The following is a 25,312-nucleotide window of genomic DNA, read 5'->3' on the forward strand; positions in this document are numbered from 1 at the left end:
TGCGAAAGAAATTTTTTCGTCCGGCGCGGACAGCCACGACCGGGCGGCGCGGCAGCGTTATGTAATATAATACGCGTGGACAAATACGTTAGGAGGGGTTTGTGTGAAGACCATAACCCTGTCGCATTATACGATGAAGGACATCGACCCGACGCCTTGGAGGCAGACGTGGGACAACCTCGTGCATTTCGCCTCGCGCATGGCTCCAAAGCTCGCGCCGCTCGGCTTTCAGCTCAAGCTGCGCAAGGTGGAGCTGGAGGAGCTGACGCAGGACAACCTCATGTCTGCGAACATGGTGACGATAGCCTGCCCGGACAACGACACGCCGGAGACGCCGATCGAGAATCTGCTGATGCTCGAGCTGGACTTCACGCAGTGCAGCGAGTGCAGGACGCCCGAGGGGCAGGAATTCCCGTGCCGCACGTTCACGAGCTTCGGCGGCGAGGTCTGCCAGGCTCTGCCGGAGGAGTTTTTCATGGAGGCCGCGCTGCGCGTCGCCTTCAAGTCGCAGCACGAATGCACGTGCCGCTGCGGCGACTGCGTGAGCGGGAGCTGCGGCGGGTGCGCGGACGGCGAACACGAAGGAGGGCATGAGGATGGCGAAGCTGGTCATAACCACTAAGGGCGGCGACAAGGGGACGACGTCGCTTGCGAACGGCGAGCGCGTCGCGAAGGACGACCGCCGCGTCGAGCTTTACGGGACGGTCGACGAGTGCCAGGCGGCGCTCGGAATGGCGCGCGCCTTCTGCGAGGACGGCAAAACGGCGGAGGATATATATTTCATCGAAGATTATCTCTTCGGCGCGATGGCGTACTTCGCGAAGTGCGATTACGACGAGCCGGACCCGATGATACTCGAGAGCATGTCCGACCGCGTGAAGGACGCTCTGCCGGACGAGACGATGGCCTTCGTACGCCCCGGCGACACGAAGTGCGGCGCGGCGCTGCACCTTGCGCGCACCATAGCGCGCCGCGCGGAACGCGTCGCGACGCCGCTCTTCCGCGACGGGGAGATAAGCGAGCAGAGCTACAAGTTCCTGAACAGGCTTTCGGACGTGATTTATCTGCTGTCGCTGAAGGTCGACGCCGATTCCAAGAAATAACGCAGCTTACGCAAAACGCCGCCGCGGGATATACGCGGCGGCGTTTTTGTATTTTATGGACAGCGGCGGAGGTTTTACGATTTTTTCTCTGTTTCGTCCTCCGACGAGAATCTTTTCCAGAGGCGTTTGAAGCGCTCTTCGATGCGCTGTTCCGCGCCGAGCTTGCCTGGGAAGTAGAAGCGGCGCACTTCGGGAAGGTAGGCCTGCGGCGTCCAGTGCGCGGGGCTGTCGTGCGGGTAGACGTAGCCTTCGCCGTCGTTGCGCAGGTGGCTCGGCACTTCGAGGAGGCTGCCTTCGCGCACGTTTTTCTGTGCCGCCGCTATCGCGAGGTAGGCGCTGTTGCTTTTGGGCGCGGCGGCCAAATATATGACGGCTTCGCCGAGTATGATGGAGGCCTCGGGCATTCCGACGCGGTCTACCGCGGCGGCGGCGTTCTGCGCTATGACGAGCGCCATCGGGTCGGCGAGGCCGACGTCCTCGGAGGCGAGGATGCAGAGGCGGCGCGTGATGAAGCGCAGGTCGTCGCCCGCTTCGAGCATGCGCGCGAGCCAGTAGAGCGCGGCGTCTGGGTCGGAGCCGCGGATGCTTTTGATGAGCGCGGAGATGACGGCGTAATGGTCGTTCGAGTCGCGGTCGTAGCGCTGTATCGCGCGGCCCGTGCTCTGCGCTATTATTTCTTCGGTAAGGACGGAGCCGCCGCCCATCGCCGCGGCGGAGACTGAGGCTTCGAGCCGCGTGAGCGCCTGACGCGCGTCGCCGCCCGCGAGCGCCGCTATTCTTTCGAGCAGCTTTCTGTCCGCGGTCACGCCGAGGCGGCCGAGGCCGCGTTCCTTGTCCGCGAGCGCGCGTTCGAGCAGCGCGCATATATCCTCGGTGCGGAGCGGCTCGAGCGTGTAGACGACCATGCGCGAGAGCAGCGTTTTGTTTATCTCGAACCACGGATTTTCCGTCGTCGTGCCGACAAGTATGAGCCCGCCCGCCTCGACTGAGGGGAGCAGGACGTTCTGTTGTTTTTTGTTGAAATGATATATCTCGTCTACGAAGGCTATCGCGGAGCGGCCCGTCGCGGCCTTCGACGCCGCGGCCTCGTCGAGCAGGTCGCGCAGCGTCTCGACCTTCGCGCTGACGGCGTTTATCTCGAGCAGCTCGCGGCCCGTGACCTTCGCCATGAGGCGCACGAGCGTCGTCTTTCCGACGCCTGGCGGGCCGTAGAGTATGCAGCTCGGCACCTTGCCGCCTTCGAGCATGAGGCGCAGCGCCCTGCCGCGGCCCAGTATGTGGCTCTGCCCCGCATATTCGTCGAGCGACGCGGGCCTCATGCGCTCGGCGAGCGGAACCTCGAAGCGCAGCGGCTCCGTCTCGCCGAAGAGGCTTCCTTCCGGCATGGCTATATTTTCTTGCGCTCCAGATAACGCTGAAGGTCGAGCGAATTTTTAGGCGCGTTGAGCGGCTCTTCGCACTCCGTCACGACCTCCGCGAGCGGGAAGCGCGGCGCGAGGAAGCGGCGCGCGGCCTCATGCAGGGGCAGCCCCATGTACGCAGGGTCGAGCGACGGGCTTTTCTTCCAGTCGTCCGGCGAGAGCGTCCTTTTCGGCTCGATGAAAATTCTGCCTACGCCGAGCGCTGCGGCGCGCGCGAGCCAGCAGTCTATGGTCGGCGACGGGTCCGCGGGCAGCGCGAAGGTCAGCGCCGAGGCGTTGACGAGCCAGTGCTCGCTCTTGCGCGCGTAGATTTCGCGGTATTCCCACGGCACGAGCGGCTTCGGCTCGCGCAGCTCCGCGACGAGCTCCGTCATCTTCGGGTACATGACGTCGGCCCACGCGCCCCACTCGGGATTTTCGCGCTGGACAAGTACTGCGCGCATCCCGGCGCGGCGCGCGCCCTGAAGGTCGTAGAGGAAGTCGCCGACGTAGACGCAGCGGCGCGCGTCAGCGCCTATCGCCTCGGCCGCGGCGTATAAGGCGCGCGGGTCGGGCTTGACCCAGGCTGAATTGTCGCGCCCCCACGTTTTTTCCGGGAGCTCGACGCCTATGACCTCGGCGCCGCGCTTTATGACCTCCATGCAGTTTCTTGAGACGACGCAGTAGGGCACGCCGTTCTCGTTAAGCCACGCGAGCAGCTCGCGCGCGCCTTCGACAGGCTCGGCTTTTTCCGCGCCCGCCATCTCGAGCGCTACGAGCTCGGCGAAGAACTCTTCGCGAGTCTCGGGCGCGAGCGTATGAGCCTCCTCGAGAAGCATCGCACGCCTGCCGCCGTAATATTTTTCGCGCAGCGGCGTGAAGTCCAGCCGCGTCTCCGCGATTACTCCGTCCCAGTCGAGAATGAAGCCAGAAGCGCCCGCCGGGGACCAGAAGGGCGATTTGATATCTATATCCATGACAGTCCTCCAAAAAAGCAAAATCCATTTAATGGATAATTTAATAAAACGCGCCCCGCGCGGAGAGCGCAGGACGCCACGCAACTATATTATAGCTCAAATTGCCAGATAATTTTCGCGGACGGTGAAAAAATGAAAAGGCCGCGCAAAGCGCGGCGAAGGGGCAAAATAAAACCCCGCGGGGCCGTGTATGGGAGGCCTTGACCCGTTCCTAACAGGACATAGGCTAAATGTCCGCCTAACTTGGTCGATGCTCGAAGCATCTCCGCCGCCGTCGGACGAAGTGCCTAACGGGATCAATTTGTTGGCTCAAGACTCACCCCATATCACACGTACTCAGCAGGGCGAAAGATTAAATATCTAATCTCTGAGTATGATTATAACCGCGATATGAAAAAAAACAAGTGGCGCGCGGGCCACCAGCCGTTTTTTCGCGCGCCGCGCGCCTCCGTCAGTTTCTCGAAGCGAGAGCCGCGAGCTCGTCGCGCAGGTTGTCGCGCAGCCATAGGCCGACCTCCGGCGAGGCGAGCATCTCGCGGTCGCCGTCGAGCGCCTCGACTATCTCGTCGGTGTCGAGCAGAAATTCGCGCCCGTTCACAACGTGGCGGTACTTCCAATGCACGAGCGGCGCGCCCATAACGAGCGTCATCATCGTCGAAGGCATGTCGCCGAGCGGCGGGCGGTCGACGCAGCTCAGCCCGAAGGTCGCCGTCACCGTCGTACCGACGCCGACGGTCGAGTCTATCGTCAGCGCGCCGCCGCAGAGCTCCGCCGACTGGCGCAGGAACGGCAGCCCCATGCCGACGCGCCGCGTCGTCCGCGTCGTCGTGAAAGGGTCCGTCACCTTCGCGACGAACTCGGGGCTCATGCCGCGTCCGTTGTCCTTGACGGCGAAGAGAAGCAGATCCTTCTCCGCGCTCTCCTCTATCGTTATCTCGATTTCCGTGGCTCCGGCCCTCGTGCTGTTCTCCGCTATGTCGAGTACGTGCGCCGAAAGATCCTCAAGCATCTGAAACTCCTCCTCGCCCGCCGCCGCGCGGCGGTATTTACAAATGATTTATACAATTCGCTCTTCTTAATAGTATAATCATATCATGATGTATCAGAGATTGTTATCATCTGCAACCGAGGGGGCTCTTCTTTTTTGATAAACATCGGATTACACGGACATTTCTATCAGCCTCCGCGCGAGGACCCTTGGACGGGTTCCGTGCTCCGCGACCCGTCGGCGGAGCCGGCGCACGACTGGAACGAGCGCGTATGCGCCGAGTGCTACACGCCCAACAGCTGCGCGAAGCTGCTCGACGCCGACGGCCGCATCAGGGCCGTCTACAACAACTACTCGAAGCTGAGCTTCGACTTCGGGCCGACGCTCCACAGATGGCTCGAGGGAAATTATCCGACGCTCAACGGAATCATCATCAATTCGGGCGAACGGGCTATGGCCCAGGCCTACAACCACATAATCATGCCTCTCGCGACGGAACGCGACAGGCTGACGCAGACCGTGTGGGGGGTCGAGGACTTCAAGTACCGCTACGGCCGCGAGCCTAAGGGCATGTGGCTGCCCGAGTGCGCCGTCGATACGCCGACGCTCGAGACGCTCGCGTCGTGCGGCATCGAATACGTGATACTCGCGCCCTCGCAGTGCAAAGCGATAGTCACGGAGTCCGGCGCGGTCGAGACGCCGGGCGGCGCGAACCTCGACGTGACGCGCCCGTACCGCTGCGAGCTTCCGTCGGGCCGCGCGATGACGGTACTCTTCTACCACGCCGGCATAGCGCGCGACATAGCCTTCGGCGGCCTGCTCGACAACGGCGACGCCTTTAAGGAGGCTATGCTGAACGCCGCCGTCGAGGGAGAGGACCGCATCCTGATAACGGCGACCGACGGCGAAAGCTACGGGCATCACCACAAATTCGGGGAGATGGCGCTCGCGCGCCTCTTCGAGCTGACGGACGCCGACGGCCGCGTCGCGACGCCGCCGCTCGACGAATTCCTCGAAAAGCATCCGCCCGAGGCGAGATGCGTAATTGTTGAGAATTCTTCGTGGTCCTGCGCCCACGGCGTGGAGCGCTGGCGCTCGAACTGCGGCTGCCACACCGGCGGCGGCGAGGGCTGGAACCAGAAATGGCGCGGCCCGATGCGCGAGGCCTTCGACGCTCTCGCATCCGCGGTAGACGAGCTGTACGAGACGGAGGTCTCGAGATACGGCGACCCGTGGCGGCTGCGCAACGAAGCGATAGAGCTTTACAAATGCGGCCTGCCGCTGACCGACGAGGAGATACGCGAGTACAGGAAGTCATTCTTCGCCGAGCGGTTCAGCGGCATCACGGACGCCTCCGCGCGCATGCTCTCGTCGCTCGTCGAGATGCAGCGTATGCGCATGTTCATGTACACCTCGTGCGCATGGTTCTTCAGCGACGTTTCGGGCATCGAGGCGCGCCAGATGCTCTCCTACGCGCTGCGCGCCGCGGAGATAGCGGAAGAGGTCTCGGGACGCAAAGACTACATCGCCCCGCTTATGGAAAATCTCAAAAAAGCGAAGGGCAACACGAAGGATTATCCCGACGCGGCTTCGGTCGTAACGAAGTGCGTCGCGCCGCACGCGCAGCTTGAGGAGCTTGCGGCGGAGGAAGAAGAAACGGATAGATTGGAGAAGATGAACGAAATGAGATACGGAAACAACCTCGCGGCCTCGCTGCTCGAATCGCTGGACAGCGACCCCGCCTTCAGGAACACGGCCTACTTCTCGATGGAGATAGCGCTGAAGCCGGAGATACCGACATACTCGGGCGGCCTCGGCGTCCTCGCGGGCGACATCCTGAAGAGCGGCGCGGACATGGGCGTACCGATGGTCGGCATCACGCTACTTTATAAAAAAGGCTACTTCGCGCAGAAGATAGACAAGAACGGACGCCAGACGGAATACCCCGTGGACTGGAACCCGCGCGACTTCATGACGCAGCTTCCGAACCGCGTCACCGTGACGATGAACCACAGGCCCGTCACCGTCGGCGTATGGACCTACACGCTCGTCGGCCAGTCGGGGCACAAGCTTCCGATTCTCTTCCTCGACACGGACCTCCCCGAGAACACGCCCGAGGACCGTCAGTTCACGGCAGAGCTCTACGGCGGCGACAACCGCTACCGCCTCTGCCAGGAGCTGATACTCGGCATCGGCGGCCTGCGCATACTGCGCGACCTCGGCTTCCGCAACATCAGGACCTTCCACCTCAACGAGGGCCACGCCGGCTTCCTCACGCTCGAGCTGCTGCGCGAGCAGGGCTACGGCGACATCGAGAAGGTCAAGAGCCAGGTCATCTTTACGACGCACACGCCCGTCGCCGCGGGGCACGACTTCTTCTCCTACGACCTAATCAACGAGGTGCTCGAGGGCAACTTCGGCCAGATACTGCGCCAGCACATCGGCGGCAGCGGCCTTTCGATGACGGACCTCGCGCTTAAGTTCAGCCGCTACGTCAACGGCGTCTCGCACAAGCACGCGATGGTCAGCCGCGAGATGTTCGGCGACCAGTCGATAGACTGGATAACGAACGGCGTCCACTCGACGACGTGGACCTCGCCGTCCTTCGCCCGCGTCTACGACCGCCATATTCCGGGCTGGGGCAACGACCCGTCGCGCCTGATGCAGGCGCTGCACATCCCCGACGACGAGATATGGAACGCGCATCAGTCGGCGAAGATGAAGCTGCTCGCCTTCGTCCTCGAAGAGACGGGCATCGAGCTAGACCCCGACGTGCTGACGATAGGCTTCGCGCGCCGCGCCGCGACCTACAAGCGCGCCGACCTCGTCTTCTCGGACGTCAAGCGCCTCGTCGAGATAGCGGGCGGCAAGGTGCAGTTCATCTTCTCGGGCAAGGCGCATCCGCACGACGAGCCCGGCAAGGACATGCTCCAGCACATCAACCGCGTCTCGAAGGAGCTCGGCGCGAAGCTTCCCGTCGTCTTCATCGAGAACTACAACATGGGCCCCGCGAAGCTCATAACCTCGGGCGTCGACCTCTGGCTCAACACGCCGGTGCGCCCGCGCGAAGCCTCCGGCACGAGCGGAATGAAGTGCGTCCACAACGGCGTCATGAACTTCTCCGTGCTCGACGGCTGGTGGATAGAGGGCTGCATCGAGGGCAGGACCGGCTGGGCGATAGGCCCAGAGCCGACGGAGAACGGCCTCGTCGAGTACAACGAAGCCGAGGACGCCGTTGACCTCTACAACAAGCTCGAACAGAAGATAATCCCGACCTACTACGAGAACCGCAAGGAATGGATCAAGATGATGAAGCTCGCGATCGCAATCAACGCAAGCTATTTCAATACGCATAGGGTGGTGCATGAATACTGTGAAAAAGCCTATGGTACTGTTTTCCGCGGACACTAATAAAGAAATCCATCAGGAGAAGACGCCGCAGATAAAGGCGCTCCACGTCTCTCCGGAGTGCGCGCCGCTCTCGAAGAAGGGCGGCCTCGGCGACGTCGCGGGCGCGCTGCCGAAGGCGCTGCGCGGCGTCGGGATAGACGCGCGCGTGCTGACCCCCGCGTGGCCCGGCGTGCTCGACAAGGCGCGCGACATGGGCGCGCTGCCGCAGAGGCCGCTCGGCACCGTGTCGGCGGCGATAAACTGGAAATCCGTCTCGGCGCGCGTATGGCGCGCGAGCGTCGCGGGGACGCCCGTCTACATCCTTGAGAACGACGAGCTTTACTCGAACGAGGCGATATACCCCGACGTGCTCAGCGCCGCGACGGCGGAGCCGATGCTATTCCTCTCGTTCGCCGCGATGGAGCTCGAGCGCGCGGCGAAGTGGAAGCCCTACATAATCCACTCGCACGACTGGCCGACGGCCGCCGTCCCCTCCGCGCTGCGCTGGCACAGGCACTACGCCGAAAACGCCGCCGACTACGACACCGTCTACACGATACACAACATCGCGCACCAGGGGCTCTTCTCCTACGACTGCCTCAACGGCTGGGGCTTCCGCCCCGACTCCTACTGGGGCACCTTCGAATTCTACGGACAGGTGAACCTCATGAAGGGCGCGGTCAACAACGCCGACGCGGTGACGACCGTCAGCCCGAGCTACTCGTGGGACATCCAGACGCGCGACGGCGGCTTCGGCCTTGACGGCGTGATGGCGGCGAACAAGCAGAAGCTCCACGGCATACTCAACGGCATCGACTACGACGTGTGGAACCCGCGCACCGACGCGCTGATCCCCGCGCACTACTGCGCCGACGACACCGAGGGCAAGAAGGGCTGCCGCCGCGCGCTGATGGAAAAATTCGGCTGGAACGACGACGGACGCCCGCTCGTCATATTCGTCGGACGGCTCACCGAGCAAAAGGGCATAGACATAATGCTCGACGCTCTCGCGCGCTTCATGCCCGACAGGATATACGCGCTCATCATCGGCAGCGGCAGCGACATGTTCAACCACCGCCTCGAGGACTTCCGCGCGGCCCACGCCGACAGCGTGCGCACCGTCACTGGCTTCAGCGAGGAGACGGCGCACCTCGCCTACGCTGGCGGAGACATACTCGTCATGCCGTCGCTCTTCGAGCCCTGCGGCCTTTCGCAGCTCATCGCCTTCGCATACGGCACGATACCGGTCGCGCGCGCGACGGGCGGCCTCGCCGACACCGTCATCGACGCGGACGGCTCGCCCGACGGCACGGGCTTCCTCTTCACCGACTACCGCATCGACGAGCTCGAACGCGCGCTCAACCGCGCGCTCGCCGCGAAGTACGACGCTGAGCGCTGGAGCAGAATAGTGCGCAGCGCTATGAAGAGCGACTTCTCGTGGAACGCCGCCGCCGCGGAGTACGCGGAGCTTTACAAAAAAGTATTAAAGTCAGAATAGGGAGAATAAAGGCGGAGACTGACAAAACGCCTCTGCGGCGATAGACGTATCGGGGCGGAACAATTATAATTAATGTCAGAGAGAAACAGAAAGTCAGTAATATATAACAGAATATCCTTAAAGAGAGGGAGGAATTTATCATGATCCACGGGAAATACGGACGCGTACTCGGCATGATCCTCGCAGGCGGTAAAGGCGAACGGCTTATGCCACTGACGCGCTACCGTGCAAAGCCGGCGGTGCCCTTCGCTGCGAAATACCGCATCATCGACTTCGCGCTCTCGAACATGGTAAACAGCGGTCTGTTTTCAATCTATTGCCTCATCCAGTTCAAAAGCCAGTCGCTCCATGAGCACATAGGCAAGGGCTGGCAGTTCGGCGACGCTCTTCGCGGCAGAGACTTCTTCATCAACGTAGTGCCGGCCCAGATGTGGGACGGCGAGCGCTGGTACGAGGGCACGGCCGACGCGATATTCCAGAACATGCATCTCGTGACGCTCTTCGACGCCGACCGCGTGTGCATCTTCGCGGCGGACCACATCTACAAGATGGACGTCGAACAGATGCTCGCGTATCACATGGACAACAACGCCGACGTAACCGTCGCCGCGTACGTCGTCCCCTCCTCCGAGGCGAGCCAGTTCGGATGCATCGCCACCGACGAGACGGGACGCATTATAGATTTCGTCGAGAAACCCGCCGTTCCGCCGGAGATCCCCGGACGCCCCGGCTTCAGCTACGTTTCGATGGGCAACTACATCTTTGAGCGCGAGACGCTCGAAGAGTCCGTCCTCTCCGACAGCGAGCGCAAGGACAGCAAGCACGACTTCGGCCGCGACATCCTGCCGCGCCTCTTCGGTACGCACAAGCTTATGGCCTACGACTTCTCGACCAACGTGCTGCCCGGAGACGACAAGCCCTACTGGAAGGACGTCGGAAGCATCAAGGCCTACTGGGAGGCGCACATGGACCTTCTGCGCCACGAGTCGCCGCTTTCGCTCTACAACCCGCAGTGGCCGATAAGAACGGTCTCCTACTCCGACCCGCCGGGATTCACCTATCCCGACAAGGACCACTCCTGCTCGGTAGACGGATGCCTCCGCGCCGAAGCGAGCCGCGTCCTCGGAGCCTACGTGCGTAAGAGCGTCCTTTCGCGCAACTGCATAATCCACGCCGGCTCCGTCGTCGAGGAATGCATCATCGGACAGGGCGTCGAAATCGGCGAAGACTGCCGCCTGCGCCGCGTCATCGTCGACGCGCACAACAAAATCCCGGCCGGCACGTCGATAGGCTTCGACCCCGTCGCCGACGCCGAGCGCTACCACGTCGACCCCGCATCGGGAATCGTCGTCGTCGGCATGCCGCAGATACAGCTCCGCAAGGAGAAGAACGTCCCCGGAACGTACGACGCGCTCCAGAACGCCGAGGACCTCGGCTTCTAATTACGGACGAACGCATAACGCATGAAAAGCCCCGCGCTTCGCGGGGCTTTTTTCGTTGACGCGCGCGCTGCGCGCACGCTAGAATTTTCCGTGAAATTACCAGAAGGGGCTGAGCTTTATGGCGAGATGCGGAAGATGCGGAACGATTTACAACGACGGCGCGCGCTACTGCCCGAAGTGCGGCGAGCCGGAGCGTGCGGAACGCGGACTGTTTCGCGCGCCGCGTCCTGATTCATCGCCCCGCGGAGAAAACGACGAAGGCACGCGGAAACGGCGCGGCGGCATCTTCTCCGTGCCTCTGCCCTTCGCCGTGCTCGTCGTCGGGATTTTGATGAACCCCGCCGTGCCGCAGTGGATTTTCAAGATTTATCTGCACGCCTCCGCAGCGCTCGGCCTCGACGCTTCTTCGCCCTCGCGCGCCGCGATATGGGCGATGAGCTACGCGCCGTCACTGTGCGGCATGTGCGCGGCCTGCGCCGTGCTCGCCTCGTCGACGCGCCGCCACAGGGGAAGCCGCCTTCTGCGCTTCGCGGCGGTCGTGATTTTCATGCTCACGCTGATTTCGTTCGTCTCTACGCTCACGAACTCGCTTTCTTATATTTCAAGCGCCGCACTTAAGTTTTAGTCCGCAGTCTCGTAAGTTTCGCCTGTCTCGCGCGCTTCGTCGGGCGCTACGATGAGCGCGCGGCTCATGTTTTCGAGTATCGTCTTTCCGCCGGCGCGGTACCACGACGCGAGCCGCGCGGCGTCGCCGCTCTCGACGAGCTTCTTCATATCCGTAGGCCAGTCGGAGCGTTTTTCTTCGTTCAGAATGTCGAGCGCGACGTAGCCGCGCGCGATAACGACCGCGACGGAGCGCCGCCCTCTGTACTCTATCGTAACAAGCTTCATCATCATAACCTCCGCAAAAATTTTCGATTCGCGCCATAATTATAGCGCGCGGCGCGGGCGCGCGTCTGCGCCGCGAAACTTCCGCCGTCTCCGCGCGTACGCGCCAGCGCCACAAGCCGGGGACAAAGGGGCCGAGCCGCTGCGGGCGCGGCGGTTTCACGGCGGCGCGCGGAGTTCTCGCCGGCGCCTCAAAGCCGCCGCTCTCACGCGAAGCTCGCGCCGCGGCGTATGCGCGATAGATTTTCCGCCGCTTGTTGACAAAGGCCGCCGCGCGTAGTAATCTTCACTAAGTTGATAGAGAAGGTGATGTTTATGGCGATCACACAGAAATGCCAATACGCGCTGCGCGCTATATACGAGCTTGCCAGGCGGGGCGAAGGGCCGTGCAAGATAGGGGCCGTTGCCGAGGCGCAGGGCATTCCGGTGCGCTTTCTCGAAAACATACTGAACAGCCTGAAGGGCGCGGGCTTCGTCGATTCCGCGCGCGGAAAGGACGGCGGATATTTCCTCGCGCGTCCGGCCTCCGCGATAACGGTCGGCGAGGTCATCCGCTTCGTGCAGGGCGACTTCCGCCCCGTCGAATGCGGCGACGAGGACGACGTCTGCTCCGTCTACGGAAGCTGCGTATTCCGCCCGCTCTGGGAGAGGGCGCAGGAGGCGCTCGAAGATGTCTACGACGGCACGACCTTTCAGGACCTGCTCGACCAGTCGGAGGAAAACCGCCACGGCCCCGAGTGCCGCTGCGGTCGAAAGGTTAAAATACAGAAAGCATGATGAGGTGACGGAGATGGAACCACGCGAAGTTTATCTTGACAATTCGGCGACGACGAGGGTAGACCCGAGGGTGACGGAGGCGATGCTTCCCTACTTCTCGCAGCGCTACGGCAACCCGAACAGCCTGCACAGGCTCGGGCGCGAGGCCCGCGAGGCGGTGGACGCGGCGCGCGCAAAGGTCGCGGCGCTGATAAACGCGGAGCCGACGGATATAATTTTCACCGGCGCGGGCAGCGAGGCGGACAACCTCGCGATTAAGGGCGCGGCGTGGGCGCTGCGCGAGCGCGGCAAAGGGAACCACATAATCACGAGCGCGATAGAGCACCACGCGATTCTCGACACGGTCAAATGGCTCGGGAAGATGGGCTTTGAGTACACGATTCTGCCCGTCGACGGCCGCGGCATGGTGTCGCCGGAGGAACTCGAAAAGGCCATCCGCCCCGACACGATTCTCGCGACGATTATGGCGGCGAACAACGAGATAGGAACTATACAGCCCGTCCGCGCACTCGGCGAGGTCTGCCGCGCGCACGGCGTCATGTTCCACACGGACGGCGTGCAGGCCGCGGGACATATAAAGATGGACGTTAAGGAGCTGCCGGTCGACATGATGACGATGGCGGCGCACAAGATGTACGGCCCGAAGGGTCTCGGCGCGCTCTACGTGCGCCGCGGCATAAAGCTCATTCCGACGCTGCACGGCGGCGGACAGGAGTTCGGTCTTCGCTCCGGCACGGAGAACGTGCCCGGCATCGTCGGCTTCGGCAAGGCCGCGGAAATCGCGAAGGAGCGCCTCGACGCTGGCGAGGACAAAAAGCTCGCCGCTCTGCGCGACTATCTCATCGACGGCGTGCTCTCGCGCATACCGGAGTCGCAGCTGACGGGCGCGGCGGGAGACGACCGCCTGCCCTTCCACGCGAGCTTCACGATAAAATATATCGAGGGCGAAGGGATGCTTCTGCTGCTCGACGCGGCGGGCATCGCGGCCTCGAGCGGCTCGGCCTGCACCTCGGGCAGCCTCGAGCCGAGCTATGTGCTGCTCGCGACGGGGCTCGACCACGCGACGGCGCACGGCTCCGTCCGCATGACGATGAGCCACGAGACTACGAAGGAAGATATAGACTACGTGCTCGAGCAGTTCCCGAAAATCGTGGAAAAACTGCGCGCGATGTCTCCGTTCTGGAATAAAAGATAACGGGGCGAGGAGGAGTAAAACATGTACAACCAGAAGGTAGTGGACTATTTCATGAACCCGCGCAACGCGGGGCGCATCGAGGACGCCGACGCGATAGGCGAGGTCGGCAATCCGAAGTGCGGCGACGTGATGAAGATTTACCTGAAGATAAATCCGCAGAGCGAGGTCATCGAGGATATCAAATTCGAGACCTTCGGCTGCGCCGCTGCGATAGCGACCAGCTCGATGGTGACGGAGCTTGCGAAGGGGCGCACGCTTCAGAACGCGCTCAAGATTACGAACAAAGAGGTCGCCGACGAGCTCGGCGGTCTGCCTCCGGCGAAGCTGCACTGCTCTCTGCTCGCGCAGGAGGGCATACAGGCCGCCGCGGCCGACTACTATATGCGCCGCGACGGGAAGCTGCCCGAGGGGCTGACGGTTCCCAAGACCTGCATAGCCTGCGGCTGCGAGGCCGAGGAAGAAGAGGAAGAAAGGTTCGTGAGCGAGCATGACAGAGTTGCGGAATAACGCCGCGAAGGGCCGCATCATCGCGGTATGCAGCGCCCCGAAAAAGGGCATGATAAAGCACGATATAGGCGAAGGGACGCTCATCGAGGGCATAGGCCTCGAGGGCGACGCGCACGCGGGCTTCATGCACAGGCAGGTGAGCCTCATCGCGATGGAGGACATCCGCACGATGATGGCGAAGCTGCCGAACCTAGTGCCGGGAAGCTTCGCGGAGAACCTCACGACCGAGGGCTTCGACCTCGGCGCGCTGAAAATCGGCGACAGGCTCCGCGTCGGAGAGACGCTGCTCGAGGTCTCGCAGATAGGCAAGGAGTGCCATTCGCACTGCGAGGTATTCAAGCAGACCGGCGAGTGCATAATGCCGAAGAAGGGCATCTTCACGAAGGTGCTCAAGGGCGGGCGCGTCAAAAAGGGCGACGTGATAGAATACGCGGAATAAGGCAGGGGCCGCCGGAACGGCGGCCTCTTTTTTACGAAAGGCTTAATCATGGGCGACGAACACGAACACAAGCATAAACACGAACATGAGGAAGGATGCGCCTGCGGCTGCGGACATCCGCACGAAGACGGAGAGGCTCACGAGCATGAGCATTGCGGAGACGGCGAGCATGGACATGAGCATGAACATTGCTGCGGGGAGCGTGAGCATCATCACGAGCACGAACACGGCGAAGCCTGCGGCTGCGGCCACGACCATGCGCACGAGCACGGACACGGACACACGCACGACTGCGGCCACGAGCACCATCACGCGCACGGCCACGACGACGGCTGCTGCTGCGCCTCGTGCCACGCCGCTGAGCGCATATTCCAGGAGACGGAGGAGGACGAGCGGCGCGCGGGCGCGGAGTTCCGCCGCGAGATAACCTTCCTCGCCGTGACGGGCGCGATATTCTTCATCGCATTCGCGGTCGAGGAGCTGCACCTGTTCCATGACGAGAGCACGCACACGCTGCTGCACGCGGTTTTCGCCGTCCTCTACGTCATAACGGGCTGGCCCGTGCTGAGGACGGCCTTCCGCGCGCTGCTGCGCGGCGACTTCTTCAACGAATTCACGCTGATGGGCGGCGCAACGCTCGCGGCCTTCGCGATAGGCGAAACCTGCGAGACGGTCGGCGTCATGCTCTTCTACCGCCTCGGCGAGGCCTTCCAGGAGCGCGCGGCCTCGAACTCGCGCCGCTCGATAAAGGCGCTGCTCGCGGAGAAGCCCGTGACGGCGCGCCTCGTCAAGGACGGCGAGACGATAGAAAAAGAGCCGCAGGAGATAAAGAAAGGCGACGTCGTGCAGGTTCTGCCCGGCGAGATAATCCCGATCGACGGCGTAATAGTCAGCGGCGAGTCGCAGCTCGACTGCTCCGCGATAACGGGCGAGTCGATGCCCGTGCCGGTCAGCGCCGGCGCGCAGGTACACGGCGGCGCGCTCTCGCTCGACGGACTGCTGCTCGTCGAGGCGGCTGGACCGTTTGAAGACTCCACCATCGCACGTATGCTCGAAATGGTGCAGAACGCCGTGGAGCGCAAGGCTCCGACGGAGCGCTTCATCACGAAATTCGCGAAATGGTACACGCCCGCGGTATTCTTCGCCGCAGCGGCGGTGATGCTCGCCTCGCGCTTCGCGGGCGGCGCGGACTGGCACGAGTCCATCTACCGCGGCCTCGTGCTGCTCGTCATATCGTGCCCCTGCGCGCTCGTAATCTCGATACCGCTCGGCTACTTCGGCGGCATCGGCGCGGCCTCGAAGCACGGCATACTCGTCAAGGGCGCGAACGTATTCGACGCGCTCGGCAAGGTCGAGAGCGCCGTCTTCGACAAGACCGGGACGCTGACCTACGGGCGCTTCCGCGTCTCGAACGTCACGCCCGCCGAGGGCGTGACGCGCGAGGAGCTGCTCTCGACCGCGGCGCTCGCGGAGAGCGGCTCGCCGCATCCAGTCGCGCGCGCGATAGCCGAGGCCGCGGGAGTGAAGCTCGCGCCCGAGGGCGCGTCGATAACGCAGCTCCCGGGCCGCGGCATGGTCTGCAAAATAAACGGCGACACGATAATCTCGGGCAACGCCGCGCTGCTTGAGGAATACGGCGTGACGCCGCCGCCCGTGGACGAGCACGGCACCGTCGCCTACGTCATGAAGAACGGCCGCTACCTCGGCGTGATAACGGCCGCCGACGCCGTGCGCCCGGAATCCGCGGCGGCGGTCAGGGAGCTGCGTGCGCTCGGCATCAAGGGCGTCTACATGCTCACGGGAGACCGCGAGGAAACGGCGGCCCGCGTCGCGAAGGAGCTGTCGCTAGACGGCTGGCGCGCCGCGCTGCTGCCCGGCGACAAGGTAGACGCGCTCCGCGAAATCTGCGGCGGCGACACGAAGAAGACGATATACGTCGGCGACGGCGTGAACGACGGCCCCGTTCTCGTAACCTCGGAGACGGGCATAGCGATGGGCGGCTTCGGCTCTCAGGTCGCCGTCGAGGCGGCGGACGCCGTCATCCTCGACGACTCCCCCGCCAAGGTCGCGGACCTTCTGCGCATAGCGAAGAAGACGCGCGCGATAGTCTGGCAGAACGTCGCGCTCGCGCTCGGCGTCAAGGGCGTCTTCCTCGTCCTCGGCGCGTCGGGCCACGCGGGACTCTGGGAGGCCGTCTTCGCGGACGTCGGCGTAGCGCTGATGGCGATACTCAACGCAACGCGCGCGACGCGGCTCAAATAGCGCGCGAAAAAATAAAAAAACGACACGGCGCGGCGCGCAAAGCCGCGCCGTTTTTTTCGCGCCGCGCCGCCGCGCGCGCCCGCGAGCTTTACTGTCGCGAAATTTTTGCTATAATCTACCGCTGTTTGATTTTTACATAAGGATGGGCATCATGAGCAAAATCTACACACTCAAACTTTCACACATTCCCGTAACGCAGATAAAGCTGAACCAGGCCGTCGCAGGCGCGATAGAGATACGCACCGCGAAGATAGCGGCCTTCGTGCGCCTCAACGGCGAGATACTGCGCCAGTCCGGCGACGCGCACATGACGACCTGCCTGCGCCCGTGGGGGCTCGGCCTCTCCGACGAGGAGATGAACACCTTCGCGACGCAGGAGGTGCGCGGCAAGACCTACATCAACAGCATCTACGTCGACGCGGACACCTACGCCGGCATACAGGCGCTGAATCCCGAGACGATGTACTCGCTCTGGTACGAGCTCGGCCTCGTCCACTACGCGCTCTCAACGGGCGAGACGATGAACCACATCCGCGACGCGCGCGCGAAGGCGGCGGAGGCGGGCGAGCTCTGCGAAGCATCCGTCGAGGCGGAAAGCTTCGCGATTCGCCACACGAGCGCGCAGGCGGCGCTCAAGGCGCTCAAGGCGCTCAGCGAAGAGAACCAGCCCGAAACCTGCATCGCGGCGAAGGAATACCCGCTGCGCATAAAGGCGCTCGAGGAGCAGGCCGCCGCGAAGTAACGGCGCGCGCCGCGGACAATATCTCGTTTTTATCGCGCAAAAACTTGATTCTCTACAGAAAAGGCATAAGATATTCAGTGCAAAATCGATAGAGAAGGAGAAATTTCAAATGAATCTCAGCGCACGCAATCAGCTTAAAGCGACGGTCGCCGCGGTCAAAAAAGGCGCGGTCAACGACGAAGTATCGCTCCGCCTCGCGGACGGGACGACGCTCACCTCGATAATCACCGAGACGAGCTGCGAGAGCCTCGGCCTCAGGGAGGGCGTCGAGGCCTACGCGGTAATCAAAGCTACGAACGTCATGATAGGCGACCTCGACGACGGCGGCCTCAGACTTTCGGCGCGCAACCAGCTCAAGGGCACCGTCGACGCCGTCAAGGACGGAATGGTGAACTGCGAGGTAGACCTGACGCTTGCGGGCGGCGAAAAAATCACCTCCGTCATCACGATGTCGAGCGCCAAGCGCCTCGGCCTCGCCGCTGGCAAAGAGGTCCGCGCCGTCATCAAAGCCTCCGACATCATGGTCGGCGTGAAGGCGTAGCATGTAACCCACAAAACCGCGCGAAATTTAAGCGCTCACACAAAAACGGCCCCGGCGGCAAAGCCCGGGGCCGTTTTCCGTATTTTATGCCGTTTCCCTAAATTACCACTTCACGAGCCCGCTCCACTGCGCGAGCTTCGCGGGGCGGTCCCAAGCGTATTCGCGGAACTGCCCGCAGCAGGGCGTGCCCTTGCAGGCCCAGAGGCGCTTGTCGGTCGCGTCCATAACGATGCAGCCAAGCGTGCTTATCTTGTCGAGCTCCTTCTTGCGCTCGTCGCCGTGGCGGCAGACGCTGAACGGGAAACCGAAGTGGTCCTTGAAGGCCTCGATGATGTCCTCGCGCGTTATCGCCCCGACCTTCGGCGCGAGGTGGCGCAGTATGCGGCGGTCGCGGTAGAGCGTGCCGCCGAGCGCGTCGACCTGATAGCCGTACTTCGGGTGCTTGATGTGGTTGCTGTGCGAGATGAGGCCGTTCTCGGGATAGAGCACGAGCTGCCCGCGCTCGAGCTTCTCGAAGCCCATAGCGTCGCCCGCGCCGCAGGCCGCGGCGTAGTACATCGGCAGCATCGACTCAGCGCCGAATATCTTGTTGACCGCGTCGACATAGCGGTCCTGCTCGAGGAACTTTCTGCGCACGAATACCGAGGGCACGCCGAAGACCTTCGTGTTCCACGTCTTGTGCAGGCTGTTGACGCCGAGCGCGAGCCCCGCCTGGTTCATGCCGTAGCGCGCGAGCTGCCCCGCCTCGGTCACTATCATCATGTCCGCGCCGTCGTCCTTCATCACCTGAAGGATGACCGTGCCGTACTCCTGCCACGTGTAGGTGTCCCAGTTCTGCGCGAGTATCGTGTGCCCGTCGGCGGTCGCCTCGGGCAGAACCGCGACGCTCGAGCAGCCGTCGAGCTCCTCTTCGTCGGATTTCTCGCGGCGCACGAGCGTCATCGCCTCTGAGCGCGAGTTGAGCGTCAGCAGCTCGTCGAAGCTCGCGCCCGAGCCCTCCGCGACGCCCTCGAGCTCCTCGAGAAGCTCGGGCGAGTAGGCCTTGATGAACGGGACGAACTTCTTCGATATCTCGCGCGCGTCGTCCCAGCTCACGGCGGCGTGTCCGCTGTTGAAGAACGTTATGTAGCGTTCGAGGACGCCGTGTATCAGCTCGCAGCACTGCGAGCCGTAGTCCGCGCCGCGCTCGCGCGGCGTTTTGCCCTGAATCGTGAAGAACGGCATATAAGCCATGATTATCGTCTCCCCTTATGCAAAGTATCGAAAAAGCCCCGCCGCCTCCGGCGCTTTGGACGCCGTGGAGCGCGCGGGGCCTTACTCCGTTATTCTAAGCTCGAAGCCGCCTATTTGACAAACTGCGTTACGCCGGGTCCGAGCGGCAGGCCGAGCACCCACCAGACGCAGAGCAGCGCTATCTGTATCGCTATCGTGATTATCGCGTAGGGCATGCAGCCCGCGAAGACCGTGCCCATACCGGGCGTCTTGTCCTTGTCGGTGTTGTACGCGACGAGGAGGCCGACGATGAGCGCGACGTCGGAGGATATCGGCGCGACGGCGTTCATCGCGGAGTCGCCTATGCGGTAGGCGAGCGAGGTCATAGCGGGGCTGATGTCTACAGCGTAGAACATCGGGATGAGTATCGGCGCGAGGATCATCCACTTCGACGAACCGGAGGTCATGAAGAGGTCGAGGAAGCAGGTCATGAGCGCGACGACGATGAGCAGCAGAAGGCCGTTGAAGCCGGCTTCCTTGAGCCACTGCGCGCCCGTAGCGCCGAGGACGGTCGGGATGTTCGAGGCGTTGAACAGGTAGATAAAGAGCGAGGCCGGGAGCGCTATGACCATGAAGCTAGTGACGAGGCCGATGCTCTTCGACATCATCTTTGGCATGTCGTTCCACTTGGCTATCTTGCCGACGGTGCGTCCGTAGGCCATAGCCGTGATCTGGAAGAAGAGGAAGAGCAGCGTGAGGACGCTCTTGAGCAGAGGCGAGTTCGGCACGATGCTGCCGTCGGGGGCGCGGAAGAAGGAGTTCTGCGGAATGCAGGCGGCGATGAGGACGACGAAGAAGATTACCGCCGCGATGCCCGCGTTGCGCAGCCCTTTGCGCTCAAGCGGCGTAAGCTCGTGCTCCGTCTCCTTGCCGAGGACGAGGCTCAGGTCCTTCGGCTCGCCTATGAAGCCGCGCACGAACTTCGTCGTGATGAGCGTATAGGCGACGGTGAGCAGGACGAGGCTCGCGATGAGGAAATACCAGTGTTCCAGCACGTGGACGGTCGAGGGGTCGATGCCGAGCGAGGTGCAGACGGAGACGTTTATCCCGCTGATGAGCACGTCGAGGTTGCCCGCGAAGATGCTCGCCGCCATTCCCGCGTTGCCCGCGGCGTAGGCGAGGATGATGCCGAGCCACGGGTTGTAGCCGAGCAGCGCGAAGACCGCGGCCGCGACCGTCGTGCAGCCGAGGACGCCCGCGTTCGACGCGATGTGCGCGTTGATGGCGATGAACGAGACGACCGCGAAGACGAGCGACGGGCGCGCGCCGAGTATCGTGCGGCGGATGAGCGCGCTGAAGAAGCCTACCTGGTCGGCGAGGCCGATGGCGAGCATGAGCAGCCCGACCATCATCATCGGCGCGAAGTTGTAGTAAATCTTATACATGTTCTCGGTCACGTAGGTGACTGTCTCGCGGTTGAGCAGGTTGCGCACCGTCGCCGTGACCATCTTCTCTCCGCCGCCGGAGCTCGACGCGGACATGTAGCTTATCGAAGCCCCGCTGAATATCACGGAGAGCGCCACCGCAATGACGCAGAGTATGCAGAACAGATAGAACGGATGCGGGAGCTTGTTGCCCACGACCTCCACTCCGTTTATGAAACGGAAGAACAGACTTTTTTTCTCAGCGCTGCTGACAGATTGCATTTGAAATTCACACTTCCCACACACAAAGATTTGCCTGAAGCGGACGCGCCGCTATTTTTTATAGACGGTCTCGCCGCCGAGCACCGTCTCGAGGACCTGTATGTCCTTTATCTCCTCCGCCGGGCAGGTCATGAAGTCCCTGTCGATTACGATGAAGTCCGCGAGCTTTCCGGTCTCGATGCTTCCCTTCAGCTTCTCCTCGAAGCCCGCGTATGCGCCCCAAGTCGTGTACGAGCGCAGCGCCTCCTCGCGCGTCATGGCCTCCTGCGGATACCAGCCCCCTTCAGGCTGTCCGTTTTCGTCCATGCGCGTGACGGCGCAGTACATGCTGAGGAACGGATTGTAGCTCTCGACCGGAGAGTCCGTGCCGTTCGGCACCGGGTTGCCGTCGTCGATGAGCGTGCGCCAGGCGTAAGCGCCCTTCATGCGCTCGCGGCCTATGCGAGCCTCCGCGACCTTTTTGTCGGTGCGCAGGAAGACAGTCTGGTGCGTCGGGATGACGCCGAGCTTCTTAAAGCGCGGGATGTCGTCGAGAGAGAGCATCTGCGCGTGCTCGATGCGCAGGCGCGCGTCGTTGTCAGGGATTTCCTTGAGGATACGCTCGTAGACGTCGAGCGCCTGGCGGTTCGCGGCGTCGCCTATCGCGTGGACCCAGATCTGAAAGCCCGCGCGGTGCGCCTCGTAGAGCACGTTGTAGAGCTGCTCGTCGGTCCACTTGCCGTTGCCCTTGTGTCCCGGGCGGTCGTCGTAGTCATCGAGCATCCACGCGCTTCTCGCGCCGAGCGAGCCGTCGCCCGATATCTTATACGAGCGCGCCGTCAGCCTGTTGTCGTACATGCCGATGCGCAGCCCCTTCTGGAAGTAGCGCATCGAGCCTTCCATAAGCTCCTGGTAGTTCGGGCGGCCTACGACCCTCATGCTCGCGTATATGCGCAGCTTGAGCTCATGTTTCTGGTAAAGCTCTTCCCAGGCCTGGATCCATTCCTCGGCGGTGCCGGCGTCGTGGACGGTCGTCAGCCCCGCAGCGAAGAAGCCCTCCTGCGCGAGCAGGACGATGCGCTGAAGCTGCTCCTTGTTGTAGGGCGGGATGGCCTTGTTGAAGGGGTCCTGCGCCTGGTCCGTGACCGTGCCGAGCAGCTCTCCGCCGTCGCGGCGCAGATACTCGCCGCCCGTCGGGTCCGGAGTCTCGTTCGTCACGCCGACCGCAGCGAAGGCCGCGCTGTTGACCCACGCAGCGTGTCCGCAGGCGCGCTTGAGGTAGACGGGGATGTCCGGCGCGACGGCGTCGAGCTCTTCCTTCGTCGGGAACGATTTGTCGTTCCACTCGTCGTTGAGCCAGCCGCGCCCGACTATCCATTCGCCGGGCTTCGCCGCCTTGTAGGCCTCGGCGACCATCGCGACTATCTCCTCGCGCTGGCGGCCGACGATGTTCAGCTCCATCTTCATAGCGCCGGTGTTGTTGACGTGAAGATGCGAGTCGATGAGTCCCGGCAGGACGCATTTGCCGCCGAGGTCGATTATCTTGGTCTCGGGCGTGCAGAGCGCGCGAATTTCGTCGTCCGTGCCGGCGGCGACGAAGCGGTCTCCCTCGACGCAGAACGCCGAAACGACGGAGAATTTGCCGTCGACGGTGTAGACCTTGCCGTTCACATAAGCAGTATCCGGTCTTCTCATGAATCATTCTCCTCCCGATAAAAAAGATAAAACAAGAACCTACAGCCGCTCGCCGTAGGTTTCGTAAATCCAACACATGCGTAGTATAATGAGGTTCAATAAAAATGTCTAACACTTTTTATGAATTATCCGTAATATTAGTGAAAAGCCGCGGTTTGAGCCGCGGCTTTCAGTTTTTGAGGGACGTTTTATATTCTTTGGTTTTATTTATTTTGAATAATAATTCATAAGGCACCCAGAGAGCAAGATTTTTCTGTCATCTTCAGTCAACCCGGGCATCAGCGCCTTCACGCGGATTTTACCGCCGTTCCGCGTCAGCAGCCACGCCTCTGCCTCCTCCGCTCCGCTTTCGACTTCGGCGCGGACGTTCGGCAGCCAGAGCCATTCGCCGGGGCTGAACTCGCGCGCGCTCTCTTCGTCTGTTATAAATGGAATCATGCCCCAGTTGACGAGGTTAGCGCGGTAGCGCTTCGTCGCGTATTCGAGCGCGAAGTTCGCCGCACCGCCCAAGACGCGCTGCGACGAGGCGGCCTGCTCGCGCGCGGAGCCGTCGCCGGGCTTCACCGCGAAAATACAGCTTCCTACCGCAAGCCGCGAAGCGCCGCAGCAGCCCGCGCGTTCGAGCAGCTCCGTCAATTCCTCGGGCAACGCCCCCGCTTCGCCCGCCGACCTGCGTTTTTCTTCGAGCGCCTGCGCTTCGCGCGCGCGCGTCACATACTGCGGGTCCTTGCGCGAGAGCGCGAACTGCGCAAGCTTGAGCGGGTTCGAGCGCAGCGACGAGGTTTCGCCCGACGGTATCAGCTCGTCGGTCGTCGTAACGGGGTCGGTGATTACAGAGGCAATCTTGAGCAGCAGGCTTTCGGCCATCGGCGCTATCGCGGGCCACGGCTTTATGTTCGGGCCGTAGACGAGCTCCGCCGTCTCGTCGGGACACCCGCAGCCACGAAATACCTTTTTGTCGTATATTTCGCCGCGGAAGCGGTACGGCAGGTCGTGCAGCAGAGCGCCGTATTTCTCAGCCGAGGTTATGACGCCGCCGTTCGCCGCCGTCGCCGCTATCGAGCGCGCGTCCATGAGCGCGACCGAGGCGGTCTGCCCCTCGCGCGGCTTCGAGCCCTCGCGGTTCGGGAAATTCCTCGTCGTGTGGCGCAGGCTGAAGCCGTGGTTCGCGGGCGTGTCTCCCGCTCCGAAGCACGGGCCGCAGAAGGCCGTCTTGATTACCGCGCCGGCGGACATCAGGCCGAGCAGGCATCCATTCGCGGCGAGCTCCGCCATCGCGGGCTGGCTCCCCGGATATACGGAGAGCGGGAAGCTCCCCGTGCTTTTCCCCGCGAGTATCTGCGCCGCCGCGACGACGTTGTCGAAGACGCCGCCCGCGCAGCCCGCGATTATCCCCTGGTCGGCGTATATTTTGCCATCCTTCGAGATTTTGTCCGCGAGGCCGAGCTTCAGCGCCTCGTCCTCAAAAACCGCGCGCGCCTCGTCGTCGACTTTCTTCAATATTTCGTATGGATTTCCCGTGAGTTCCTCTATCGTGTAAACGTTGCTCGGGTGGAAGGGCAGCGCTATCATCGGGCGTATCTCGCCCAAGTCGACGACGACGGCGCGGTCGTACCAAGCGGCGGGCGCGGGCTCGAGTCTTTTGTAGGCCTCGGGCCGCCCGTGCAGCGCAAGATATTCCTCAACCTTTTCGTCGGTGCGCCAGACGGAGCTCCAGCAGGCCGTCTCGGTCGTCATCACGTCGATTCCGCTGCGAAATTCGACGGGCAGCCCAGACACGCCCGAGCCGACGAACTCCATCGCCATGTTCTTGACGAAGCCGTTTTTGAATACCGCGCCGATTATCGCGAGAGCCACGTCGTGCGGGCCGACTCCGGGACGCGGCGCGCCTTTCAGGTAAATCGCCGCAGTTTTCGCGCGCGGCATGTCGTAGGTGCGGCCGAGCAGCTGTTTGACGAGCTCCGGCCCGCCCTCGCCGACGCCCATCGTCCCGAGCGCGCCGTAGCGCGTGTGGCTGTCGGAGCCGAGTATCATGCGGCCGCAGCCCGCCATCGTCTCGCGCACATAGGAGTGTATGACCGCGAGATGCGCGGGGACGAAGTCGCCGCCGAACCGCTTCGCCGCCGACAAGCCGAAGGCGTGGTCGTCCTCGTTTATCGTGCCGCCGACGGCGCAGAGCGAATTATGGCAGTTCGTCAGCACGTAGGGCATCGGGAATTTTTTCAGCCCGCTCGCCATCGCAGTCTGGATTATGCCGACGTAGGTGATGTCATGCGAGGCGAGCGCGTCGAAGCGTATTTTGTACTCGTCCGGCGAAGCGGAGGAATCGTGCGCGGCGATTATCCGCGCCGCAATCGTGCCGCGCGACGCCTCATACGCGCTCTCGGGCAGGCGTTCGAGCTCTCGCGCGCCCGCCGCGCGCAGCCGCTCGTTGACGCCTGAGAGGCCCTCTCTTTCGACCTCCTCCGCGCTCATCAGCACGACGCCGCCGAAGAGGAAAACTCCGCCGTTTATAAGCTTTATCATCACAATCACTTCTTTTCATAGAAATGCGGTCCGTTCGGATAAATT

Annotated in this window: 21 protein-coding genes; 13 read left to right on the forward strand and 8 right to left on the reverse strand. The window is 62.7% G+C overall.

The annotated features are described in order from the left end of the window. Nucleotides 1-103 precede the first annotated feature (103 nt). Together ABGT66_RS00110 and ABGT66_RS00115 are read left to right on the forward strand one after the other, a co-directional pair. The gene (locus ABGT66_RS00110; RefSeq protein ID WP_346688060.1) at nt 104-622 is read left to right on the forward strand and encodes a DUF2703 domain-containing protein; all 519 of its coding nucleotides are present in this window, start codon (nt 104-106) and stop codon (nt 620-622) included. Further along, nucleotides 597-1,103 (forward strand): cob(I)yrinic acid a,c-diamide adenosyltransferase, encoded by a 507-nt coding sequence (locus tag ABGT66_RS00115; protein WP_346688061.1) that lies wholly within the window; start codon nt 597-599, stop codon nt 1,101-1,103. The genes ABGT66_RS00110 and ABGT66_RS00115 overlap by 26 nt, the downstream gene beginning before the upstream one ends. A gap of 74 nt (nt 1,104-1,177) precedes the next feature. Here the strand turns inward: ABGT66_RS00115 and ABGT66_RS00120 are convergent, their stop codons facing one another. The 3 genes from ABGT66_RS00120 to ABGT66_RS00130 form a co-directional block, all read right to left on the reverse strand. Beyond that, a complete protein-coding gene (locus ABGT66_RS00120) occupies nt 1,178-2,488 on the reverse strand; it encodes a replication-associated recombination protein A (RefSeq protein ID WP_346688062.1) in 1,311 nt (436 codons plus the stop codon). A gap of 2 nt (nt 2,489-2,490) precedes the next feature. Continuing rightward, nucleotides 2,491-3,480: an HAD-IA family hydrolase gene (locus tag ABGT66_RS00125; RefSeq protein WP_346688063.1), complete on the reverse strand. Its 990-nt coding sequence runs from the start codon at nt 3,478-3,480 to the stop codon at nt 2,491-2,493. A gap of 451 nt (nt 3,481-3,931) precedes the next feature. Beyond that, nucleotides 3,932-4,489, reverse strand: coding sequence for an ATP-binding protein (locus tag ABGT66_RS00130; protein WP_346688064.1), 558 nt, complete (start codon nt 4,487-4,489; stop codon nt 3,932-3,934). 135 nt (nt 4,490-4,624) lie between these two features. Between ABGT66_RS00130 and glgP the strand changes: the two genes are divergently transcribed. The 4 genes from glgP to ABGT66_RS00150 all read left to right on the forward strand — a co-directional run bounded on the left by glgP (nt 4,625) and on the right by ABGT66_RS00150 (nt 11,423). After that, nucleotides 4,625-7,879, forward strand: a complete 3,255-nt coding sequence (gene glgP / locus ABGT66_RS00135; protein ID WP_346688065.1) for an alpha-glucan family phosphorylase — start codon at nt 4,625-4,627, stop codon at nt 7,877-7,879. After that, nucleotides 7,854-9,356 carry a glycogen/starch synthase gene (locus ABGT66_RS00140; RefSeq protein ID WP_346688066.1) on the forward strand — a complete coding sequence of 501 codons (1,503 nt, stop codon included), beginning with the start codon at nt 7,854-7,856 and terminating at the stop codon, nt 9,354-9,356. Before glgP ends, ABGT66_RS00140 begins: the two co-directional genes overlap by 26 nt. Nucleotides 9,357-9,496: 140 nt before the next feature. Then, entirely contained in the window at nt 9,497-10,798 is a 1,302-nt protein-coding gene (gene glgC, locus ABGT66_RS00145) for a glucose-1-phosphate adenylyltransferase (protein ID WP_294193519.1), read from the forward strand. Between the two features lie 118 nt (nt 10,799-10,916). Then, nucleotides 10,917-11,423 carry a hypothetical protein gene (locus tag ABGT66_RS00150; protein WP_294193520.1) on the forward strand — a complete coding sequence of 169 codons (507 nt, stop codon included), beginning with the start codon at nt 10,917-10,919 and terminating at the stop codon, nt 11,421-11,423. On the opposite strand, the gene ABGT66_RS00155 is transcribed toward ABGT66_RS00150, so the two are convergent. Next, nucleotides 11,420-11,695: a hypothetical protein gene (locus ABGT66_RS00155; RefSeq protein ID WP_294193521.1), complete on the reverse strand. Its 276-nt coding sequence runs from the start codon at nt 11,693-11,695 to the stop codon at nt 11,420-11,422. The genes ABGT66_RS00150 and ABGT66_RS00155 overlap by 4 nt on opposite strands. Before the next feature lie 306 nt (nt 11,696-12,001). Between ABGT66_RS00155 and ABGT66_RS00160 the strand changes: the two genes are divergently transcribed. The 7 genes from ABGT66_RS00160 (at nt 12,002) to ABGT66_RS00190 (ending at nt 18,149) form a co-directional block, all read left to right on the forward strand. Then, on the forward strand, nt 12,002-12,463 hold the full coding sequence (locus ABGT66_RS00160) for an Rrf2 family transcriptional regulator (RefSeq protein WP_346688067.1): 462 nt from the start codon (nt 12,002-12,004) through the stop codon (nt 12,461-12,463). A 13-nt stretch (nt 12,464-12,476) separates the two neighbouring features. Then, complete coding sequence (gene nifS / locus ABGT66_RS00165) at nt 12,477-13,658, forward strand: cysteine desulfurase NifS (RefSeq protein WP_346688068.1); 1,182 nt, start codon at nt 12,477-12,479, stop codon at nt 13,656-13,658. Nucleotides 13,659-13,679: 21 nt separating this feature from the next. Further along, nucleotides 13,680-14,165, forward strand: a complete 486-nt coding sequence (locus ABGT66_RS00170) for an iron-sulfur cluster assembly scaffold protein (RefSeq protein ID WP_303149134.1) — start codon at nt 13,680-13,682, stop codon at nt 14,163-14,165. Beyond that, nucleotides 14,146-14,604 (forward strand): MOSC domain-containing protein, encoded by a 459-nt coding sequence (locus ABGT66_RS00175; protein ID WP_346688069.1) that lies wholly within the window; start codon nt 14,146-14,148, stop codon nt 14,602-14,604. The genes ABGT66_RS00170 and ABGT66_RS00175 overlap by 20 nt, the downstream gene beginning before the upstream one ends. 48 nt (nt 14,605-14,652) lie before the next feature. Continuing rightward, entirely contained in the window at nt 14,653-16,866 is a 2,214-nt protein-coding gene (locus ABGT66_RS00180; RefSeq protein ID WP_346688070.1) for a heavy metal translocating P-type ATPase, read from the forward strand. A gap of 151 nt (nt 16,867-17,017) precedes the next feature. Next, the gene (locus tag ABGT66_RS00185) at nt 17,018-17,608 is read left to right on the forward strand and encodes a hypothetical protein (protein ID WP_346688071.1); all 591 of its coding nucleotides are present in this window, start codon (nt 17,018-17,020) and stop codon (nt 17,606-17,608) included. A 109-nt stretch (nt 17,609-17,717) separates the two neighbouring features. Further along, nucleotides 17,718-18,149, forward strand: a complete 432-nt coding sequence (locus tag ABGT66_RS00190; protein WP_346688072.1) for a TOBE domain-containing protein — start codon at nt 17,718-17,720, stop codon at nt 18,147-18,149. Between the two features lie 102 nt (nt 18,150-18,251). Here the strand turns inward: ABGT66_RS00190 and ABGT66_RS00195 are convergent, their stop codons facing one another. The 4 genes from ABGT66_RS00195 to ABGT66_RS00210 all read right to left on the reverse strand — a co-directional run bounded on the left by ABGT66_RS00195 (nt 18,252) and on the right by ABGT66_RS00210 (nt 25,267). Continuing rightward, a complete protein-coding gene (locus ABGT66_RS00195) occupies nt 18,252-19,382 on the reverse strand; it encodes a C45 family peptidase (protein WP_346688073.1) in 1,131 nt (376 codons plus the stop codon). Between the two features lie 110 nt (nt 19,383-19,492). Continuing rightward, nucleotides 19,493-21,067, reverse strand: a complete 1,575-nt coding sequence (locus ABGT66_RS00200; RefSeq protein WP_346688074.1) for an AbgT family transporter — start codon at nt 21,065-21,067, stop codon at nt 19,493-19,495. A gap of 51 nt (nt 21,068-21,118) precedes the next feature. After that, on the reverse strand, nt 21,119-22,741 hold the full coding sequence (locus ABGT66_RS00205) for an amidohydrolase (RefSeq protein WP_346688075.1): 1,623 nt from the start codon (nt 22,739-22,741) through the stop codon (nt 21,119-21,121). 207 nt (nt 22,742-22,948) lie between these two features. Next, on the reverse strand, nt 22,949-25,267 hold the full coding sequence (locus ABGT66_RS00210) for a hydratase (RefSeq protein WP_346688076.1): 2,319 nt from the start codon (nt 25,265-25,267) through the stop codon (nt 22,949-22,951). Nucleotides 25,268-25,312 lie beyond the last annotated feature (45 nt).

It is taken from the genome of uncultured Cloacibacillus sp. (assembly GCF_963926575.1).
Lineage (GTDB): Bacteria > Synergistota > Synergistia > Synergistales > Synergistaceae > Caccocola > Caccocola faecigallinarum.

Coding starts and splice junctions, on each gene's coding strand:
- ABGT66_RS00115 (WP_346688061.1), top strand. CDS start 597: ATGGCGAAGCTGGTCATAACCACTAAGGGCGGCGACAAGGGGACGACG.
- ABGT66_RS00120 (WP_346688062.1), bottom strand. CDS start 2,488: ATGCCGGAAGGAAGCCTCTTCGGCGAGACGGAGCCGCTGCGCTTCGAG.
- ABGT66_RS00125 (WP_346688063.1), bottom strand. CDS start 3,480: ATGGATATAGATATCAAATCGCCCTTCTGGTCCCCGGCGGGCGCTTCT.
- ABGT66_RS00130 (WP_346688064.1), bottom strand. CDS start 4,489: ATGCTTGAGGATCTTTCGGCGCACGTACTCGACATAGCGGAGAACAGC.
- ABGT66_RS00140 (WP_346688066.1), top strand. CDS start 7,854: ATGGTACTGTTTTCCGCGGACACTAATAAAGAAATCCATCAGGAGAAG.
- glgC (WP_294193519.1), top strand. CDS start 9,497: ATGATCCACGGGAAATACGGACGCGTACTCGGCATGATCCTCGCAGGC.
- ABGT66_RS00150 (WP_294193520.1), top strand. CDS start 10,917: ATGGCGAGATGCGGAAGATGCGGAACGATTTACAACGACGGCGCGCGC.
- ABGT66_RS00155 (WP_294193521.1), bottom strand. CDS start 11,695: ATGATGATGAAGCTTGTTACGATAGAGTACAGAGGGCGGCGCTCCGTC.
- ABGT66_RS00160 (WP_346688067.1), top strand. CDS start 12,002: ATGGCGATCACACAGAAATGCCAATACGCGCTGCGCGCTATATACGAG.
- nifS (WP_346688068.1), top strand. CDS start 12,477: ATGGAACCACGCGAAGTTTATCTTGACAATTCGGCGACGACGAGGGTA.
- ABGT66_RS00170 (WP_303149134.1), top strand. CDS start 13,680: ATGTACAACCAGAAGGTAGTGGACTATTTCATGAACCCGCGCAACGCG.
- ABGT66_RS00175 (WP_346688069.1), top strand. CDS start 14,146: ATGACAGAGTTGCGGAATAACGCCGCGAAGGGCCGCATCATCGCGGTA.
- ABGT66_RS00180 (WP_346688070.1), top strand. CDS start 14,653: ATGGGCGACGAACACGAACACAAGCATAAACACGAACATGAGGAAGGA.
- ABGT66_RS00185 (WP_346688071.1), top strand. CDS start 17,018: ATGAGCAAAATCTACACACTCAAACTTTCACACATTCCCGTAACGCAG.
- ABGT66_RS00190 (WP_346688072.1), top strand. CDS start 17,718: ATGAATCTCAGCGCACGCAATCAGCTTAAAGCGACGGTCGCCGCGGTC.
- ABGT66_RS00195 (WP_346688073.1), bottom strand. CDS start 19,382: ATGGCTTATATGCCGTTCTTCACGATTCAGGGCAAAACGCCGCGCGAG.
- ABGT66_RS00200 (WP_346688074.1), bottom strand. CDS start 21,067: ATGCAATCTGTCAGCAGCGCTGAGAAAAAAAGTCTGTTCTTCCGTTTC.
- ABGT66_RS00205 (WP_346688075.1), bottom strand. CDS start 22,741: ATGAGAAGACCGGATACTGCTTATGTGAACGGCAAGGTCTACACCGTC.
- ABGT66_RS00210 (WP_346688076.1), bottom strand. CDS start 25,267: ATGATAAAGCTTATAAACGGCGGAGTTTTCCTCTTCGGCGGCGTCGTG.